Raw genomic sequence first — 16,693 nt, forward strand, 5'->3', positions numbered from 1 at the left:
GTCCGGTGCGGCGAGAGTGCGTGCCGGGCGTCGCGACGCCACGGAGATCCATCAGACACCCCCTAGGGTGTCGGCGAGGCCCGCCGCCCACTTGTTGACCGTGTTGAACGTGGCCGGCGCCGCCACCACGGCGTCCGGCGGCGGGAACGGGCGGGGGTCGGCGGGACCGCGCCAGGCCGAGCGGACCGGGCGGCCGGTGCGGGCCGCCGCGTCGAGGAACCCGCCGCCCGCCGCGAGCGGGGTGGCGATCACCCCGACGTCCCAGCCACGCCGGCGCGCCTCGTCGATCAGCTCACCGACTCCGGCGGCGATCCCGGCGGCGCAGACGACGACGTAGAGGAACGGTCCGCCGTCCCCGGTGTTCTCCTGGTCCATCCGGCGAACCCTACTGAAGCGGGAGCGCCGCCCCGCGCTCGGCGTCGGGCCGCGGGCCGTGGATACGGCGCTCGTGCTCCTCGATGGGCATGTCGTCGATGCTCGCCTCGCGCCGGGTCATCAGCCCGTGGGCGTCGAACTCCCACAGCTCGTTCCCGTAGGACCGCCACCAGCGGCCCTCGCCGTCGCGGCACTCGTACTGGAAGCGGACGGCGATCCGGTGGCCGTCGAACGCCCACAGGTCCTTGCGCAGCGCGTACTCGTGCTCCCGGGCCCACTTGGCGGTGAGGAAGGCGACGATCGCGGCGCGGCCGGTGACGAAGGTGTCGCGGTTGCGCCAGACCGAGTCCTCGGAGTAGGCGAGCGCGACCGTGTGCGGGTCGCGGCTGTTCCAGGCGTCCTCGGCGGCCTGCACCTTTTGGGCGGCGCTCTCACGGGTGAAGGGCGGCAGGGGCGGGCGGTCCATCGCCATGGGGGCTCCTGAGGGGTATGGAGGGATCGCGGAGAACGAACGTTCTCCCGATGTCGGGATACGCTAGAGAACGTTCGTTCTCCACGTCAAGGAAGGCCGTTCATGGACAGTGCGGACGCCGTACGGGACCGGGCGCTCGACGCCGCCGGGGAGTTGTTCTACGCGCGGGGTGTGCAGGCGGTCGGGATGGACGCCGTACGGGCCGCCTCGGGGCTCTCGCTGAAGCGGCTGTACCAGCTCTTCCCGTCGAAGGAAGGGCTGGTGGAGGCGTATCTCGACCGGCGCGACGCCCACTGGCGCGGCAGACTCGCCGCGTATGTCGAGCGGCACGAGGACCCGCGCGCGCGGATTCTCGCGGTCTACGACTGGCTGGAGCGGTGGTTCGCCGAGGACGGCTTCCGGGGCTGCGCGTGGATCAACGCGTACGGGGAGCTGGGCGCCGCCTCCCCAGGGGTCGCGGAGCGGGTGCGGGCGCACAAGGCGGCGTTCCGGGACCATCTCGCGGTCCTCGTCGCGGACGCCGGGCGGCCTCCCGCCCTGGTGTGGCCGCTGTTCCTGCTGGCGGAGGGCGCCATGGTGACGGCGGGCATCGAGGGCGGCACCGCACCGGCCGCGCGGGCGCGCGACGCGGCACGGTCGCTGCTCGACGGGTGACCGCCGCTCAGGACGGTGTGCCCGACGGGCGTCACGCGGTGGCCAGCTCCGTGATCCGCTGTTCCGCCCCGGCCAGCGAGCGGGCCGCGAGGTCCGCCAGGCCGGTGAGATGGGGCATGAGGTCGACCCGGGTCAGTTCGGCGGTCACCAGGTGCAGGTCGGTGACCCCGAGACCGGCGAAGTAGGTCCGCAGATAGGGGGCCTGGAAGTCGTCGTGCTCGCGCGGGCTGCCGGGGCCGTAGCCGCCGCCCCGGGCCAGCACCGCCACCACCCGGGTCCCGCGCAGCAGACTCTCCCCGGAGTCCGGGTCGGTGAACGCGCCGGGGAAGGTGACCCGGTCGATCCATGCCTTCAGGGACGCGGGCACGGCGAGGTTGTACATGGGCACGCCCAGCAGCAGGGTGCGCGCGGCGAGCAGTTCGTCGATCAGCGGGCGGGTCAGCGCCCACTCGCGCTCCTCGGCGGGTCCGTCGAGCAGCGCGGGCACCTTGTCCGGCGGGACCATGCCCTCGCGCTCCACCCGGCGACCGAGCGCGGTGTAGGCGGCGGTCAGCGGCGGCACCGGGTCGGCGGCCAGGTCGCGGTGGCGGACCGGGCCGCCCCGCCGGGCCGTCCAGGCGGTCAGGAAGCGCCCGGTCAGCCGTCGGCTCACCGAGTCGGCGGGCGTGTCGGCGCTGGAGTCGATGTGCAGCAGAGTCATCCGTGGTCACCTCGGAGGTCGTGGGCTCGTCAGAGTGGTGACGGGGCACGGCGCGGAAAGGTGACCGATGAACGGCGACGGCGGCGACGGGCGCGAGGAACTGGCGCTCCGGTTCGAGGAGCAGCGCGGGCGGCTGAGGGCGGTCGCGTACCGGATGCTGGGCTCGCCGGACGAGGCGGACGACGCCGTGCAGGAGACCTGGCTGCGGCTGGCCCGGACCGGCGCGGAGGGGATCGGCAGTCTGCCGGGCTGGCTGACGACCGTGGTGTCCCGGGTCTGCCTGGACATGCTGCGGGCGCGCACGGCCCGCCGGGAGGACCCCTACGGGCCCGCCGCCCCGGAGCCGGGCGGCCCGGACGAGGGGAACGTGCCCGAGGAGCGGGCGGTGCTCGCGGAGTCGGTGGGGCTGGCGCTGCTGGTGGTGCTGGAGCGGCTGACCCCGGCGGAGCGGGTGGCGTTCGTGCTGCACGATCTGTTCGCGGTGCCGTTCGACGAGGTCGGCCGGATCGTGGACCGCTCCGTCCCGGCGGCGAAGAAGCTGGCGAGCCGGGCCCGGCACAAGGTGCGCGGCCCCGCCGGGCAGCCGGACGCGGCGCTCGGCCGGGACCGGCGGGTGGTCGAGGCGTTCCTCGCGGCGGCCCGGGGCGGCGACACGGCGGCGCTCCTCACGGTCCTGGCCCCCGATGTCGTACGGCACGCGGACCCCTCCGTGCTGCCGCCGGGTGTGCCGGTGGAGCTGCGCGGGGCGCGGGCGGTCGCCGAGGGCACGGTGCTGCTGCGGGAGCGGGCCCGGTCGGGCGCGGTCGCCCTGGTGGACGGCGCGGTCGGCATCGTCGTCGCCCCGGGCGGGCGGCTGCTGTGCGTGCTGCGGGTGACGGTCACCGGGGAGCGGGTCGCCGGGTACGAGGTGGTCGCGGGTCCGGCGCGGCTCGCGGCGGTGGAGGTGCGGGTGCTGGACGGCGGATGAGCGGCGGCGCCCCTACGGGGCGAAGGCGCGGGCCACGGCGAAGCTGTCCTCGTAGACGTGGTGCCGGACGACGAGTCCGTCCCGCACGGTCAGATGCAGGGCATAGCGGGCGCGGTAGGCGCGGCCGGTGGCGGCGGCGGTCTGGCGGATCTCGCCGAGGAGGACGGCGTCGGCGCCGTCCACCAGGAGGCGTTCGACGCGGGTGTCGACCTCGTCGGGGCGGTGGTGGCTGCCGAGGTCCCGGTAGTGGGCGGCGGCGTCGGCGCGGGTGCTGCGGGCGCGGATCCAGGGCGTGGCGGCGCGTCCGTGCTCGTCCTCGGGCCAGCTCAGCTTCCAGTCGGCGCCGTCGGCGTACAGCTCGGCGACCCGCTCCGGGTCCCCGGCGGCGATCCGGCGCAGCAGTTCCTCCACCACGGTACGGGTGTCCGTGTCGGGGGCGGTGGTCATGGTCCCTCCCGGGCCGTCGTGCGATCTTGTTCGCGGTGCTCACCACGGTGCCGGACGGCGCGGCGCCCGCGCGATGACCTCCGGGGTCATGGCGGTGGGCCGGGTGGGCCGGATGAAACGGATGCCGACCGGTGTTGGAGGGGGCAGTTGCGCCGCCGACGGACAGCGCGGCGGCGGGAAGGGACGGAAGTCATGCCTCTGGACGGTGAATACGAGCCGAGCCCCAACAAGTGGGTCGAGGACCAGGTCCAGCTGTACGAGCGGACCGGTGGGGCCGAGGGCAACACCCAGCCGGGCGGCGATCTGCCGGTGGTGATCCTGACCAGTGTGGGCGCCCGGAGCGGGAAGATCCGCAAGACGCCGGTGATGCGGGTGGAGCACGCCGGGACCTACGCGGTGGTCGCCTCGCTGGGCGGGGCCCCGAAGAACCCGGTCTGGTACTACAACCTGAAGGCCGAACCCCGGGTGGAGCTCCAGGACGGGCCCGAGAAACGGGACATGGTCGCGCGCGAGCTGTCCGGCGCGGAGCGCGAGCAGTGGTGGGAGCGCGCGGTCGAGGCGTTCCCGCCGTACGCCGAGTACCAGACGAAGACGGACCGGGTGATCCCGGTGTTCGTGGTGGAGACGGCGGGCGCGGGCTGAGCGGAAGCGGACTCTCCGGACGCGGGGCGAGCCCCGGCCGGCCGGAGCGGAAGCGAACTCTCCGCGCCGGACACGCATAAATCTGCGCCCGCCGGGAACTCGACAGTCAGGCCCCGCCGCGTTCCCCCGTCGCGGCGGGGCTTCCCGCTGTCGGGGCGGGGGCGTACGCGCAGACGGACTGGCGGGATGGGGGCGGGGTGACGCGGATGCCGTCGGCGCCGCGAAGGTCGACCCGGGCGGCTCAGCGCTGGATGCGGTCGTGGCGGGGCACGGTGCGTGCCGGGGCGGCGCCGGGACCACAAAGTACACAACCCCGGTCGCCCTTCGTCCCCAAGAAGGCAGAACTCGCTCTCAATTCGGCGACATATGTCAATCGAACATGCTGGAATTCCTCCTATCGAGGGTAACTTGCAGGGCAGCGAACGGTGTTGAGCCGTGTCCCGCGGGTTCAGCAGGTAGGAGGCGATGTCGTCGTGCAGCAGGACCCCGCGCCGCTCACCCGGCAGCTGAGAGTCCACCGGGTGCGCGGCTACACGGTCGTGGAGTTCCACGGGGAGATCGACATCGCCGCGGCGGCCGAGATCGCCCCGTACCTGGACGCCGTCACCGCCCGCCCCGGCTCGCTGATCGTGCTCGACCTGACCCATGTCGAGTTCTTCGACTGCTCCGGGTTACGGCTGCTCTACCGGGCCCGCAGCCGCGTCCTGGACCGGGACGGACAGCTCCAGCTGGTCTGCGTCCACCCGCTGACCCTGCGGGTGCTGCGGGTGACCGGGCTGTCCCGGCTGCTGCCCCCGCTGCCCACCCTGGAGGCGGCGACGGCCCGTCCGGGGGCGGCGTCGGGCTCGCTCTGACGGCACGCCGGGGCGGGGCGACCACGTCTGGCGCGGGCGCCCACCGGGAAACACGTGTCCCTTCAACCCATCGGTATGGCGCGGCACTTGGCTGGGCATCCGGAAGGGAGGAAGGAGGGCCATCGACATGTCGACTTCCCTCAGGCGCCTCCCCGGCCGGATGCCCGGCTGGGCCAAGCTGGCGAGCGTCGTGGTGCTGATGCTCGTCGTGCTCTTCGCCGGGCTCCGGCTGAGCGTGGTCCCCGGACTGAAGGACCTCTTCGGCACCGAGACCCGGGACCGCTCAGGACCCGCCCTGCTCCAGTCCATCCAGGACATGAGCCGCTACGACGCCGCCTCGGGCACCTTCCAGGTCGTGGTCGATCTGGAGAAGGACGCCCGGCTGCTGCCGGACGCGATCCGCGGCACCCGCACGCTGTACGTCGGCGCGGGCACCGTCGACGCCTATGTCGACCTCGGCAAGGTCGGCGAGCGGGACATCACGGTGAACGAGGACCGGACGTCCGCCACGCTGCGGCTGCCGCACGCGGCCCTCGGCACCCCGGCCCTCGACCCCGACCGCTCCTACGCGGTCTCCAAGCAGCGCGGGCTCCTCGACCGCCTCGGCGACCTCTTCTCCGACAACCCCAACAGCGAGCAGGCCGTGCAGAAGCTCGCCGTCCAGCACATCGGCGACGCGGCGAAGGAGAGCGGGCTGACCGCCCGCGCTGAGCGCAACACCACCGAGATGCTGGAGGGCCTCCTGCGCTCCCTGGGCTTCGAGGACGTCCGGGTCACCTACGGATGACGTAGGCGCGGGGTGCGGGTGAGGCGCGCGTGAGCTACGCGTACGGGGTGCCGGGGTGGCGCAGACCCGGTGCCCGGCGCCCGACGCGCCTTCCCCCCATCCCCCCGTCCCCCCTTCCCCCCGCCCCCCTCTCCCCCATCCCCCCGGTCCACCGACACGAGGAGCCCCGTCATGCCCCGTGCAGCCGCCCGACTCCGGCTACCGCGGCCCCCGAGCCTCGGCAAGGGGAAACCGAAGGCACGACCGACAGCACGATGGACAGCGCGATGGACAGCGCGGCCGAAGGCGAAGCCCGCGCGGACACCGAAGCCGGGGACGGCGGCGGCGCGGCGGACGAAGACCGAGCCCACGGCCCGCCGGTATCTGCGCCTGCTGGTCCGCTTCCTCGCGATGGCCTGCGCGTTCGCCCTGATGGTGGGGTTCGCCGTGGTGCTGGCCCGGCTGACCCTCCAGCCCTCCCCCGCGTCCGAGGCCCTGACCCACACCAATCTGCACCCCGGTCGCTCCCTGACCGGCTATCTCGACCGGCCCGAACTGCGCGAGGCGGCCCAGCAGATCGGCGGGAACCTGCTGCTCGGCGTCCCGTTCGGGGTGCTGGTGCCGGTGATCGCGCCCCGGGCGCGGGGCGTGCTGCGCATTCCGCTGCTCACCGCGTTCGTCATGCTCTGCGTGGAGCTGGTGCAGGGCGCGATGATCACGGGGCGGGCCTTCGACATCGATGACGTGATCCTCAACAGCGCGGGCGCGCTGGCCGGTTACCTGCTGCTGGGACGGCGGCTGGGGCGGGCCGTGCACCGGCGGGAACCGACCGTCTGAGACCGGGAGACCGGTCCGGCGAGGGTCCCGGAGTTCGCCCCCGGAAGGAGCCGGATGCTGGTCCGGACCAAAGTATTGACGGGCCCTTATCTCACAACTTAAATCAAGGGTGACCTCTCTTACCCCCACCTCGGTGGTCGCGCCCGCCCCATCGGGCCGTCCACGGAAGGGAGAGCCGTGGCCACTCCACGACTGCTCCGCAGATGTCTGCTGGCCGCCCTGTCGGCCGTCCTGGTCGGCTCGGCGGCGGTCGCCGCCCCCGCCCAGGCCGGGACCGACACGGCGGCCGACGGTCCGATCGGCACCCAGGCGGTGGTCTTCGCCGACTCCTTCGACGGACCGGCCGGTGCCGCCGTCGACGGTGCGAAGTGGCAGATCGAGACCGGCGACAACGTCAACAACCATGAGCGGCAGTGGTACACGGCGGGCAACGCCAACGCGGCCCTCAACGGCCAGGGCCAGCTGGTGATCACCGCCCGCCGGGAGAACCCGAACAACTACCAGTGCTGGTACGGCCGGTGCGAGTACACCTCGGCACGGCTGAACACCGCGGGCCGCTTCACCGCCCAGTACGGACATGTGGAGGCCCGGCTCAAGGTGCCGCGGGGCCAGGGCATGTGGCCCGCGTTCTGGATGCTCGGCAACGACCTGGGCCAGGTCGGCTGGCCCAACTCGGGCGAGATAGACATCATGGAGAACGTCGGTTTCGAGCCGTCCACCGTGCACGGCACGCTCCACGGTCCCGGCTACTCCGGCTCCGGTGGTATCGGCGCCGCCTACTCGCTGCCGGGCGGACAGGCGTTCGCGGACGCCTTCCACACCTTCGCCGTCGACTGGTCGCCCAACGCGATCACCTGGTCGGTGGACGGCACCGTCTACCAGACCCGGACCCCGGCCGACCTCGGTGGCCGTCAGTGGGTGTTCAACAAGCCGTTCTTCCTGATCCTCAACCTGGCGGTGGGCGGCTACTGGCCCGGCGACCCGAACAGCTCCACGGTCTTCCCGCAGCAGCTGACGGTGGACCATGTCTCGGTGACGACCAGCGACACCGGCACCGGCTCGGCGATCCGGGGCCTGGCCGGAAAGTGTGCCGACGTGGCGGCGGCCAGTTCCGCCAACGGGACCGCCGTCCAGCTCTACGACTGCAACGGCTCCGGCGCCCAGCGGTGGACCGTCGGTGCGGACGGCACCGTCCGGGCACTCGGCAAGTGCCTGGACGCCACCGGCGGCGGCACCGCCGACGGCACGCAGCTCCAGCTGTGGGACTGCAACGGGTCCGGCGCCCAGAGATGGGCGGTCAGCGCGGCCCAGGACATCGTGAACGTCCAGGCGAACAAATGCATGGACGTGACCGGCGCCAACTCCGCCAACGGGACCCGGCTCCAGCTGTGGACCTGCAACGGCTCCGCCGCCCAGAAGTGGACGGTCGGCTGAGCGGACCCGGCGCGGCGGCGGTCAGCGCGGGATCCAGGTGAACTTGTCGCCGCCGACCCAGCAGACCACGTCCGGGTCGTCCAGGTCGTGCACGGTGATGCCCCATTCGGCGGCCACCTCCAGCACGTCGATGACGGTTCTCGCCGCGCCGACCACCTCTCCGTCGATCTCCACGATGCGGAACGGCGGGGAGCCGGGCTGGACGCCGAGCACCATGATCCGCGGGTGGAAGACGCGTGGACTCGCTGCTTCGGTCATGTGTAGAGCGTAGAGCGCATTCGTCAGGAATGATCCGCTGATTCACCTTTTCGTCCCGATCGGCACCGTCGGCCATCGGGGTGGCGCCCGCGGGCCCGCCGGTCGTGTCCGGCGGGCCCGTGGTGTGCCCGTGGCGGCTTCCGGGGTCCGCCGTGCGCCGGACGCGGGGGTGCGGAACCCTGGAGGCAGGAGGTGGCGATGGATGCCGTCGAGGCCCTGGAGCGGATCGCCTTCCTGCTGGAACGGTCCCTGGCGCCGTCCTACCGGGTGCGCGCGTTCCGCACCGCCGCCCGGGTGCTGTCCGGCCTGGGTCCGGACGAGGTGCGGCGCCGGGCGGACGCCGGGACACTGGAGACACTCAAGGGCGTCGGCCCGAAGACCGCCCAGGTGGCCACCGAGGCGCTCGCCGGGCGCGTACCGGCGTATCTGGCCACGCTGGAGGACGAGGCGGCGGCGGAGCCGGGACCCGAGCGGGGCCGGGAGCTGCGGGCGCTGCTGCGCGGCGACTGCCATCTGCACTCCGACTGGTCCGACGGCGGCAGCCCGATCGAGGAGATGGGCCGTACGGCCGCCGCGCTGGGCCATGAGTGGGCGGCGCTCACCGACCACTCCCCCCGGCTGACCGTGGCGCGCGGACTGAGCCCCGCGCGGCTGCGCGAACAGCTCGACGTGATCGCCGCCCTGAACGCCACCTGGGCGCCGTTCCGGCTGCTCACCGGCATCGAGTGCGACATCCACGAGGACGGCACGCTGGACCAGGAGCCGGAGCTGCTGGACCGGCTCGACGTGGTCGTCGTCTCGGTCCACTCCAAGCTGCGGATGGACGCCCGTGCGATGACCCGGCGGATGGTGGCCGCCGTCCGCGATCCGCGCTCGGACATCCTGGGGCACTGCACCGGACGGCTGCTGATCGGGCGGGACGGCGGGAATCCCCGGCCGGAGTCGCGGTTCGACGCGGACGAGGTGTTCGCGGCGTGCGCGGAGACCGGGACGGCCGTGGAGATCAACAGCAGGCCCGAGCGGCTCGACCCGCCCCGGCGGCTGCTGCGCCGGGCGGTGGCGGCGGGCACGCTGTTCTCCATCGACACCGACGCGCACGCCCCCGGCCAGCTGGACTGGCAGATCCTGGGGTGCGCGCGGGCCGAGGAGTGCGGGGTGCCCGCCGAACGGGTGGTGACCACCTGGTCCCGGGAGGAGCTGCTGGCCTGGACCCGGGAGGGCCGGGTCCCCACCGGGGTGGCCCGGTGACGTGGCGGCGGCCCGGTGACCTGGCGGTGGCGCGGTGACCTGGTGGTGGCCCGGTGACCTCGTGGCGGCGCGGTGACCTGGCGGTGGCCCGGTGACCTGGGTCACTCGGGGGGCCGGGAACAGCCGGGGGCGGTCGCCCGTTGTAGAGGGCGTGGGTGCGGAGGGAACAGTGTCCCCGGGCCTCACCTTCCGCCCACAGGGACGATCGTTCGGCTGAAGCCCTGTGGAGCCTTTCGCCAGGAGGCGACCGCCCTTCGCACCCACCCACAGTCCGCCCCGACCGCGGTTCCCCCGTCGCGGTCGGGGCTTTCCCCTGCCCCGGCCTTCCCCTGTCGGGGCCGGCCGTGCGCGCCGGGACGGACACGCGGCGCTCCGCTTGACTTCGAGCGCGCTCCAATTCGTACCGTTCCGGACATGACCACTGCACAGCACAAGCTGGGTTCCGGCTTCGGGTTCCGTACCACCGCCGACGAGGTTCTCCAGGGCGTCGATCTCACCGGGCGGCTCGCCGTCGTCACGGGCGGTTACTCGGGGCTGGGGTTGGAGACCACCCGTTCCCTGGTCCGGGCCGGTGCCCGGGTCGTCGTACCGGCCCGGCGCCCCGAGGCCGCCCGGGAGGCGTTGGCGGGGCTTGACGGCGTCGAGGTGGACGCCCTGGACCTGGGTGACCTGGAGAGCGTGCGCGGCTTCGCGGAGCGGTTCCTCGCCTCCGGACGGACCATCGACCTCCTGATCGGCAACGCCGGGATCATGGCGTGCCCCGAGACCCGGGTGGGGCCCGGCTGGGAGGCCCAGTTCGCCACCAACCACCTGGGGCACTTCGCCCTGGTCAACCGGTTGTGGCCGGCCATCGAGCCGGGCGGGGCGCGGGTGGTGTCGGTCTCCTCCGCCGGGCACCAGAACTCCGGCATCCGCTGGGACGACATCGACTTCCGGGACGACTACGACAAGTGGCTGGCGTACGGGCAGGCGAAGACCGCCAATGTGCTGTTCGCCGTGGAGTTGGACCGGCTGGCACAGGAGCGCGGGGTGCGGGCCTTCGCCCTGCACCCGGGCGGCATCCTGACGCCGCTCCAGCGTCATCTGGCCACGGCGGAGATGGTGGAGCGCGGCTGGATCGACGAGCACGGCGACCCGGTCGACCCGGACGCCTTCAAGACCCCGCAGCAGGGCGCCGCCACCCAGGTCTGGGCGGCGACCTCGCCGCAGCTGGACGGGAGGGGCGGGGTGTATCTGGAGGACTGCGACATCGCCGAGCCCGCTCCCGGGGAGGGCGGGCGCGCCGGGGTCATGGCGTGGGCGACGGACCCGGAGCAGGCGGCCCGGCTGTGGGCGCTGTCGGCCGAGCGGACGGGGGTCGACGCGTTCGCGTGACGGGGGCGCGGGCCGGACGGAGGAGCCCGTCAGAACCGGGTTCCGGGCAGGAATTGCGGATTCCGGATGAACGGCGTGTGTGGCCTCGGGGGACCTCATATGCCGTCTCTCTCCTGGTGATTGACGCCGTCGAACCGGGCTGCGAAGGTCTGGACCTGAGATGGCCGAGCGCGTCCAGCGTCTCGTTCACAGTCAGGAGTCCACGTGCGCAACCCGCTGTCCCCCACCCGAGGTTCCGCCACCCCCACTCGTGTCCGGCGCCGCTCGGTGTGCGTCGCCGCACTCGGCGCGCTGGCCCTGGTCGTCGCGCTGCCCGCCCCGGCCCAGGCGAGTGTGCTCACCCCGCTGCCGCAGAACGCCCCCGGCCTGGACCAGACCTTCTCCCCCGCCTACGACTACGACGGTGACGGCTGCTACGCCACCGCCGCCATCGGCGCCGACGGCACCCTCAACCCCGGGCTCCCGCTCGGCGGTGACGTCAACGGCAAGTGCCATGACTACGCGCAGCTCGCGAGCGCCAACACCTACTCCCGTGCCAAGTGCAACAACGGCTGGTGCGCGGTGATGTACGCGAGCTACTTCGAGAAGGACCAGGCCACGCTGGGCCCGGCCGCGATCGGACACACCCATGACTGGGAGCATGTGGTGGTGTGGGTGCAGAACGACCAGGCGCAGTACGTGTCGGTGTCGCAGCACTCGTCGTACCAGGTGGCGGCCCGCTCGGCGATCCGCTTCGACGGCACCCATCCGAAGATCGTGTACCACAAGGACGGGGCCTCCACGCACTGCTTCCGGTTCGCGGGCACGGGTGACGAGCCCGCCGAGAACGCCACCGGGAACTGGTTCTATCCCCGGCTGGTGGGCTGGGACGGCTATCCGGCGGGCTACCGCGACAAGCTGACGGCCGCGAACTTCGGCTCCGCGTCGCTGAAGATCAGGAACGGCGACTTCGAGTGGCATCTCAACTACGCGAAGCCCGCGGGGATCGCCTTCGACGCCTACGCCTGACCGCGTCACGGCCCGAGGCCGGACACCCCGCGCGGGGTGTCCGGCCTCGGCTCCGCCAGGGGTGTGTGTCACGGATAGCTGGTGAGGTTGGCGACGTTGGTGGTGGAGTTGGAGGGGCCGCCCCGGTCGTTGACGACATGGCGGATGGTCCCGGTGCCGCCCAGCGACACGGTCACCATGGTGGTGAACCGCACATTGGGGTTGTTGGGCGCCTCGATGGCCCGCTCCGCCGCCACACTCGGGTTGACGTTGAAGTAGCAGTAGCTGCCGAGCCCCCACGCCTGATGGCTGGTGACCGTGTTGGCCACCTTGTAGGCGGCGTAGCCCTGGGTGGAGCCGTTCATCCAGGCGGCCTGGTTGGGCGGGTCGTAGGGCATCTCGTTCTGGTAGAAGTACGTGCGCCCGCCGTTGCCGTTCCAGATGGTCTGGTACTTCTGGTAGTGCTCGACGAACAGCCCGTACATGGTGACGTTGTCACCGTTGACGATCAGTCCGGTGTCGCCGGTGTTGCTGTTCCAGCCGATCCCGGAGCCGTGGTCGCCGCGCCAGATCCACATGTGGTCGCCGATGACATGGTCGCTGTTGACGACGAGGCTGGTGGTGGCCCTGCCGACGGCGGCGCCGCCGACCCGGAAGTACACATCGTGCAGCGAGGTCGGGTTCGCGGCGTGCGAGGCGGCCGAGTTCGCCGGGCCGACCTCCATCAGGGTGGCCGAGTTGGTGGTCCCCGCGTCGAACAGGACCCCGGCGATCTTCACCCCGTCGACGTCCGCGACCCGCATCGCGGTGATGCCGTTGTCGGGGATGAAGGTGGCGAGGCCGAGGCCCAGGACGACGGTGTCGGGGCGGTTCACCTGGAGGGTCTGGTCGAGGTGGTAGACACCCGGGGTGACCAGCAGGTTCTTGCCCGCGGCCAGGGCCGCGTTGAGGTCCGCTGCGGTGGCGCCGGGCTTGACGATGTGGAACTGGTCGATCGGCAGCGAGGTGCCCGGCGCGGTGCCGTTCGCCCAGGTGGTGCCGGTGCTGTTGGTGCGCAGGGCGGGGACGAAGACCTGGTAGGCGCCCGCCGAGTCGATGTACAGGAACGGCTTCTCCCGGGTCACCGGAGTCTGCGCGACCGTGGTGTACGGGGGATTCGGGAAGCTGGTGCCGGGGACGCCCTGGCTGCCGACGAACACCATGTTCCAGTTGGACCCGGTCCAGCTGCCCAGCTGCGAGTTACGGGTCAGCCACTGCTGCTGACTCCCCGAGTCGACCTGGCCGTCGATCTTGCTGTCGGCCATGAAGCCGCCGCTGGACCAGCCGCCGTCGCTGAGGGCGAGGCCGCCGCGGACATGCATCCGGCGGTAGGCGGACGCCTGGGAGACGGCCCAGCGGTCGGCGCCGCCGGTCGGGGTGACGGAGAGGTTCTCGGCGCCCCGCCAGAAGTTCTGGGTGGCGTTCTGCGGCGGGAACCAGTCCGCCTCGACATGCACGGCCCCGTTGATGTTCACCGCGTCCGGGGAGAGCCCGAGCCCGGCGACCTGGGTGTAGAAGCCGACGTTGACATCGGCGCTGTAGGTGCCGGGTTTGAAGAGCAGGGCGTAGCGCTGGGAGCCGAACTGGTTGGTCTCCTGCTGCTGGAAGATGGAGTTGACCCGGCTCTGGATGGTCGCGGCGGGCATCGAGGGGTCGAAGACGGCCACATTGGGGCCGAGGTCGACGCCGCCGGGCGGGGCGGTGACCGGGGCGACCTGGAAGCGCTGGGCGGCGCTGCCGTTGCAGGTGTACTGCACCAGTTGGACGCTGTCGGCGGTGGAGGCGGCGGGGACGTCCAGGCACTTGCCGCTGTTGCGGTTCACGAAGTGGTAGGCGCCGCCGCCCTCGTCCACCGGCAGCCACTGCTGGTTGGTGCCGCCGCCGTAGGCCCAGAGGTGGACGACAGCGTTGTCGGCGGTGGACACGTTGGAGACGTCCACCACCTGGGCGGCGTTGTTGCGGTTGTTGATCCGGACATGGCCGTCGCTGGTGGTGGTGAACGACCACTGCTGGGCGGTGGAGCTGTTGCAGGTGTACTGCTGGACGGCGGTGCCGTTGGCGGTGCCCGCGGCGCGGGCGTCCAGACACTTGCCGCTGCCCTGGTTGACGACGGTGGACCAGTCGGTGGGCAGCGCGGTGACGGCGTCCGGGGCGGCCTGGGCGGGGGCCGAGGTGAGGAAGGAGGCGACGGCGGCGGCGCCGAGCAGGGCGGCGGCCCAGCGGCGGACACCGGCGGTTCGGCGGTGCCGTACGGCGGTGGGGGTGGGGGTGGCGGGTGGCAACACACATCCTCCTGACGAGGACTCGGCCGGGGAGCGGCCGTGGATGGGGGGGGTTGTGGAGAGGTGAACGGAGCGGGTGCCCGGACGGTGAAGTCCGGGCACCCGCCCGGGTGTCGCGGTGCCTCGGAAGCTATTGGTCTGCACCAGAGGCGTCAAGAGATGAAACGTGGAGACGTCGTATCTCTCCTCCGGCGCACAGGAGTTGAAGTCATCCTTCCTTCGGGGTCAGGGGGTGAAGCGGGCCGCCCAGTAGGCCGTGCGGTCGAGGTAGGCGGTCTCCGCGTCGGCGCCGGTGCGGCCGTAGGCGCCGTCGTAGGTCTGGTAGCCATGGCCCGTGGGCGGGGTGGAGTCGGCGGGTTCGATGGAGCTGCCCTCGTGCCATTCGTTGAACGAGGTCACCGACACCCAGGTGGGGTTGCCGCCGATCGCCGGGTCCAGGGCGTTGTTCCACTGCCGGTCGTAGGCGGCGCCGTTCGCACGGGCCACGGTCGGGGTGGAGTTGCCCGGGACGGCCCGGTCGTCGATATAGCCGGGGGCGACGGAGGGGGCCCAGATCAGCCCGTTGGCGCGGGCGTGGTCGCCGGCCTGCTTCCAGCCGGGGGCGGTGGCACCGGCGATGCCGTCGTAGGTGTACATGCCGGAGAAGTGCGCGATCTTCGTGGTGTCGGTGGTCTGGGCGAGCACGATGCTGGAGCCGGTGACCTGGTCCAGCGCCGTCCAGTCCGGGATGTCCAGGCTCTGGAAGACGTAGTAGGCGCCCTTGTTCCCGTGGTCGGCGGAGCGGTAGAAGGCCGGATGGCTGCCATAGGTGCTGTTGATGTACTGGATGTCGGCGACCGTGGAGGCGGCGGTGCGGCCCGCGTACGGTTCCAGGTGCCAGGCGACCTTGATGCCCTTATTCTGGGCCGCGTCCAGCACGCCCCGGGCTAGCCGGTCCTCGTAGCCGCCGCGCCCCCACCAGCTGTAGACCAGCACTCCGGCGCCGGAGCGGGCGATCCACTCCATGTGCTGGGTGACGGCTCCCTGGAGGTCACCTGAGTCATAGGCGCCGAGGGTGGGGTAGAGGTCGGCGCCGATGTCGCCGGGCGGGGTGCGGTCGCCCTGCTGCCAGTGGCGCCAGCTCCCGTTGACGGCGGGGCTGCCGTACCAGGGGTAGTAGAAGAGCTGGACGTCGTCGGAGAGGGCCTGGGCGGTCTGGCTGCCCAGGCTGAAGGTGTCGACGTCGAAGAGGGCGCCCGTGCCGCCGGTGAAGCGCAGGAAGAGCGGGCCGGTGGCGGTCGCGGTGAGGGTGGTGGAGACGGTGGTGAAGGTCTCCCAGCCGCCGGTCACCGGGACGGCGACGGAGCCCAGCAGGGTGCCGGTGGCCGAGCCCGAGCGGACCTCGATCCGGCCGCCCGCGCCCGCCGAGGACACCTTGGCGGTGAAGGTGCGGGCGCCCGTGGTGGAGACGGCGGCGTAGCCCGCCCAGTCGCCGTTGTCGATGTAGCCGAGGGTCTGGCCGCCGCTGGCCGGGGCGTGTCCGGCGGCCTGGACACCGAAGGACGAGGTGAAGGACTCGGCCTCGATCTGTCCGGTGCCGGGCGGGGGCGCGCAGTTGGCGGTGACCTGTCCGGCGGCGTAGCGCAGCCCGCCGAGCAGCAGGGAGCGGAAGGCGGGGTCGGCGTAGGACTCGATGGTGTGGCCGAGTCCGGTGTAGAAGGAGCGGCCCTGGCCCTGGCCGTGGCACCAGGTGATGGGGTGGTCGGAGCCCATGGAGCCGCCGCTGTAGGTGCTCTCGTCGAGGGTCTGGAGGACGTGGACGTTGGGGCGGGGGTTGGCGCGGTAGTTGTACCACTCGTCGGTGCGGGTCCAGGTGGCGCCGAGGTGCGCGGTGGCCGGGTGGGTGCGGTCCTCGGTGCGGAGGGTCGCCGACTGGATGGCGGGGTGGCTCTGGAACCAGGCGCCGACGAGCTGACCGTAGTACGGCCAGTCGTACTCGGTGTCGGCGGCGGCGTGCACCCCGAGGTAGCCGCCGCCGGAGTCGACATAGGTCTGGAAGGCGGTCTGCTGGGCGGCGTTGAGGACGTCGCCGGTGGTGTTGAGGAAGACCACCGCCTCGTACTGGGCGAGGTTGGTGGTGGTGAAGGCGCCCGCGTCCTCGGTGGTGGTGACGGTGAAGTCGTTCTGGGTGCCGAGGGTGCGCAGGGTGTCGAGGCCGGTGGGGATGGCGTCGTGGCGGAAGCCCGCGGTCTTGGAGAAGACCAGGACGTCGAAGGTGGCGGCGTGCGCGGTGCCGGACGGGACGAGCAGGGAGCCCAGCAGGGCCAGGGCCGCGGCGGAGGTCGCCCGGCGCAGTGCGCGGGTGAGTCGGGACATGG

At 72.4% G+C, this 16,693-nt stretch carries 16 protein-coding genes and 1 pseudogene; 10 read left to right on the forward strand and 7 right to left on the reverse strand.

Annotated elements, in window-relative coordinates:
- Positions 1 to 63: 63 nt before the first annotated feature.
- Together AB0D49_RS22710 and AB0D49_RS22715 are read right to left on the reverse strand one after the other, a co-directional pair.
- Positions 64 to 375 (reverse strand): annotated as a pseudogene (locus AB0D49_RS22710) (flavoprotein); the annotation flags it as partial.
- Between the two features lie 10 nt (positions 376 to 385).
- On the reverse strand, positions 386 to 847 hold the full coding sequence (locus AB0D49_RS22715; protein WP_362760207.1) for a nuclear transport factor 2 family protein: 462 nt from the start codon (positions 845 to 847) through the stop codon (positions 386 to 388).
- A 102-nt stretch (positions 848 to 949) separates the two neighbouring features.
- On the opposite strand from AB0D49_RS22715, the gene AB0D49_RS22720 reads away from it, so the two are divergent.
- The gene (locus AB0D49_RS22720) at positions 950 to 1,501 is read left to right on the forward strand and encodes a TetR/AcrR family transcriptional regulator (protein ID WP_362760210.1); all 552 of its coding nucleotides are present in this window, start codon (positions 950 to 952) and stop codon (positions 1,499 to 1,501) included.
- Positions 1,502 to 1,532: 31 nt separating this feature from the next.
- Here the strand turns inward: AB0D49_RS22720 and AB0D49_RS22725 are convergent, their stop codons facing one another.
- Positions 1,533 to 2,201 (reverse strand): NAD(P)H-dependent oxidoreductase, encoded by a 669-nt coding sequence (locus tag AB0D49_RS22725; protein WP_362760213.1) that lies wholly within the window; start codon positions 2,199 to 2,201, stop codon positions 1,533 to 1,535.
- 67 nt (positions 2,202 to 2,268) lie between these two features.
- Between AB0D49_RS22725 and AB0D49_RS22730 the strand changes: the two genes are divergently transcribed.
- Positions 2,269 to 3,168: a sigma-70 family RNA polymerase sigma factor gene (locus AB0D49_RS22730; protein ID WP_362760216.1), complete on the forward strand. Its 900-nt coding sequence runs from the start codon at positions 2,269 to 2,271 to the stop codon at positions 3,166 to 3,168.
- A gap of 12 nt (positions 3,169 to 3,180) precedes the next feature.
- On the opposite strand, the gene AB0D49_RS22735 is transcribed toward AB0D49_RS22730, so the two are convergent.
- Complete coding sequence (locus AB0D49_RS22735; protein ID WP_362760219.1) at positions 3,181 to 3,615, reverse strand: nuclear transport factor 2 family protein; 435 nt, start codon at positions 3,613 to 3,615, stop codon at positions 3,181 to 3,183.
- 192 nt (positions 3,616 to 3,807) lie between these two features.
- Here AB0D49_RS22735 and AB0D49_RS22740 point away from each other — a divergent pair, with 192 nt between their 5' ends.
- The 5 genes from AB0D49_RS22740 (at position 3,808) to AB0D49_RS22760 (ending at position 8,148) form a co-directional block, all read left to right on the forward strand.
- A complete protein-coding gene (locus tag AB0D49_RS22740; RefSeq protein ID WP_362760222.1) occupies positions 3,808 to 4,257 on the forward strand; it encodes a nitroreductase family deazaflavin-dependent oxidoreductase in 450 nt (149 codons plus the stop codon).
- A 473-nt stretch (positions 4,258 to 4,730) separates the two neighbouring features.
- Complete coding sequence (locus AB0D49_RS22745; protein WP_362760225.1) at positions 4,731 to 5,111, forward strand: anti-sigma factor antagonist; 381 nt, start codon at positions 4,731 to 4,733, stop codon at positions 5,109 to 5,111.
- A gap of 127 nt (positions 5,112 to 5,238) precedes the next feature.
- Positions 5,239 to 5,898, forward strand: coding sequence for a DUF4230 domain-containing protein (locus AB0D49_RS22750; protein WP_362760228.1), 660 nt, complete (start codon positions 5,239 to 5,241; stop codon positions 5,896 to 5,898).
- 171 nt (positions 5,899 to 6,069) lie between these two features.
- On the forward strand, positions 6,070 to 6,714 hold the full coding sequence (locus AB0D49_RS22755; RefSeq protein WP_362760231.1) for a VanZ family protein: 645 nt from the start codon (positions 6,070 to 6,072) through the stop codon (positions 6,712 to 6,714).
- 177 nt (positions 6,715 to 6,891) lie between these two features.
- The gene (locus AB0D49_RS22760) at positions 6,892 to 8,148 is read left to right on the forward strand and encodes a family 16 glycosylhydrolase (RefSeq protein WP_362760234.1); all 1,257 of its coding nucleotides are present in this window, start codon (positions 6,892 to 6,894) and stop codon (positions 8,146 to 8,148) included.
- A gap of 21 nt (positions 8,149 to 8,169) precedes the next feature.
- On the opposite strand, the gene AB0D49_RS22765 is transcribed toward AB0D49_RS22760, so the two are convergent.
- A complete protein-coding gene (locus tag AB0D49_RS22765) occupies positions 8,170 to 8,406 on the reverse strand; it encodes a hypothetical protein (protein WP_362760237.1) in 237 nt (78 codons plus the stop codon).
- A 198-nt stretch (positions 8,407 to 8,604) separates the two neighbouring features.
- Here AB0D49_RS22765 and AB0D49_RS22770 point away from each other — a divergent pair, with 198 nt between their 5' ends.
- From AB0D49_RS22770 to AB0D49_RS22780, 3 genes are all read left to right on the forward strand, one after another.
- Positions 8,605 to 9,654, forward strand: a complete 1,050-nt coding sequence (locus AB0D49_RS22770; RefSeq protein WP_362760240.1) for a PHP domain-containing protein — start codon at positions 8,605 to 8,607, stop codon at positions 9,652 to 9,654.
- A gap of 414 nt (positions 9,655 to 10,068) precedes the next feature.
- Positions 10,069 to 11,028, forward strand: coding sequence for an SDR family NAD(P)-dependent oxidoreductase (locus tag AB0D49_RS22775; RefSeq protein ID WP_362760242.1), 960 nt, complete (start codon positions 10,069 to 10,071; stop codon positions 11,026 to 11,028).
- A 267-nt stretch (positions 11,029 to 11,295) separates the two neighbouring features.
- The gene (locus tag AB0D49_RS22780) at positions 11,296 to 12,036 is read left to right on the forward strand and encodes an NPP1 family protein (protein WP_362760850.1); all 741 of its coding nucleotides are present in this window, start codon (positions 11,296 to 11,298) and stop codon (positions 12,034 to 12,036) included.
- Between the two features lie 68 nt (positions 12,037 to 12,104).
- Here AB0D49_RS22780 and AB0D49_RS22785 read toward each other — a convergent pair whose 3' ends face one another.
- Together AB0D49_RS22785 and AB0D49_RS22790 are read right to left on the reverse strand one after the other, a co-directional pair.
- Complete coding sequence (locus AB0D49_RS22785; RefSeq protein ID WP_362760852.1) at positions 12,105 to 14,261, reverse strand: RICIN domain-containing protein; 2,157 nt, start codon at positions 14,259 to 14,261, stop codon at positions 12,105 to 12,107.
- 300 nt (positions 14,262 to 14,561) lie between these two features.
- Positions 14,562 to 16,691, reverse strand: coding sequence for a ThuA domain-containing protein (locus tag AB0D49_RS22790; RefSeq protein ID WP_362760244.1), 2,130 nt, complete (start codon positions 16,689 to 16,691; stop codon positions 14,562 to 14,564).
- Positions 16,692 to 16,693 lie beyond the last annotated feature (2 nt).

Origin of the sequence: Streptomyces sp. NPDC048290, assembly GCF_040652095.1 — a bacterium.
Lineage (GTDB): Bacteria > Actinomycetota > Actinomycetes > Streptomycetales > Streptomycetaceae > Streptomyces.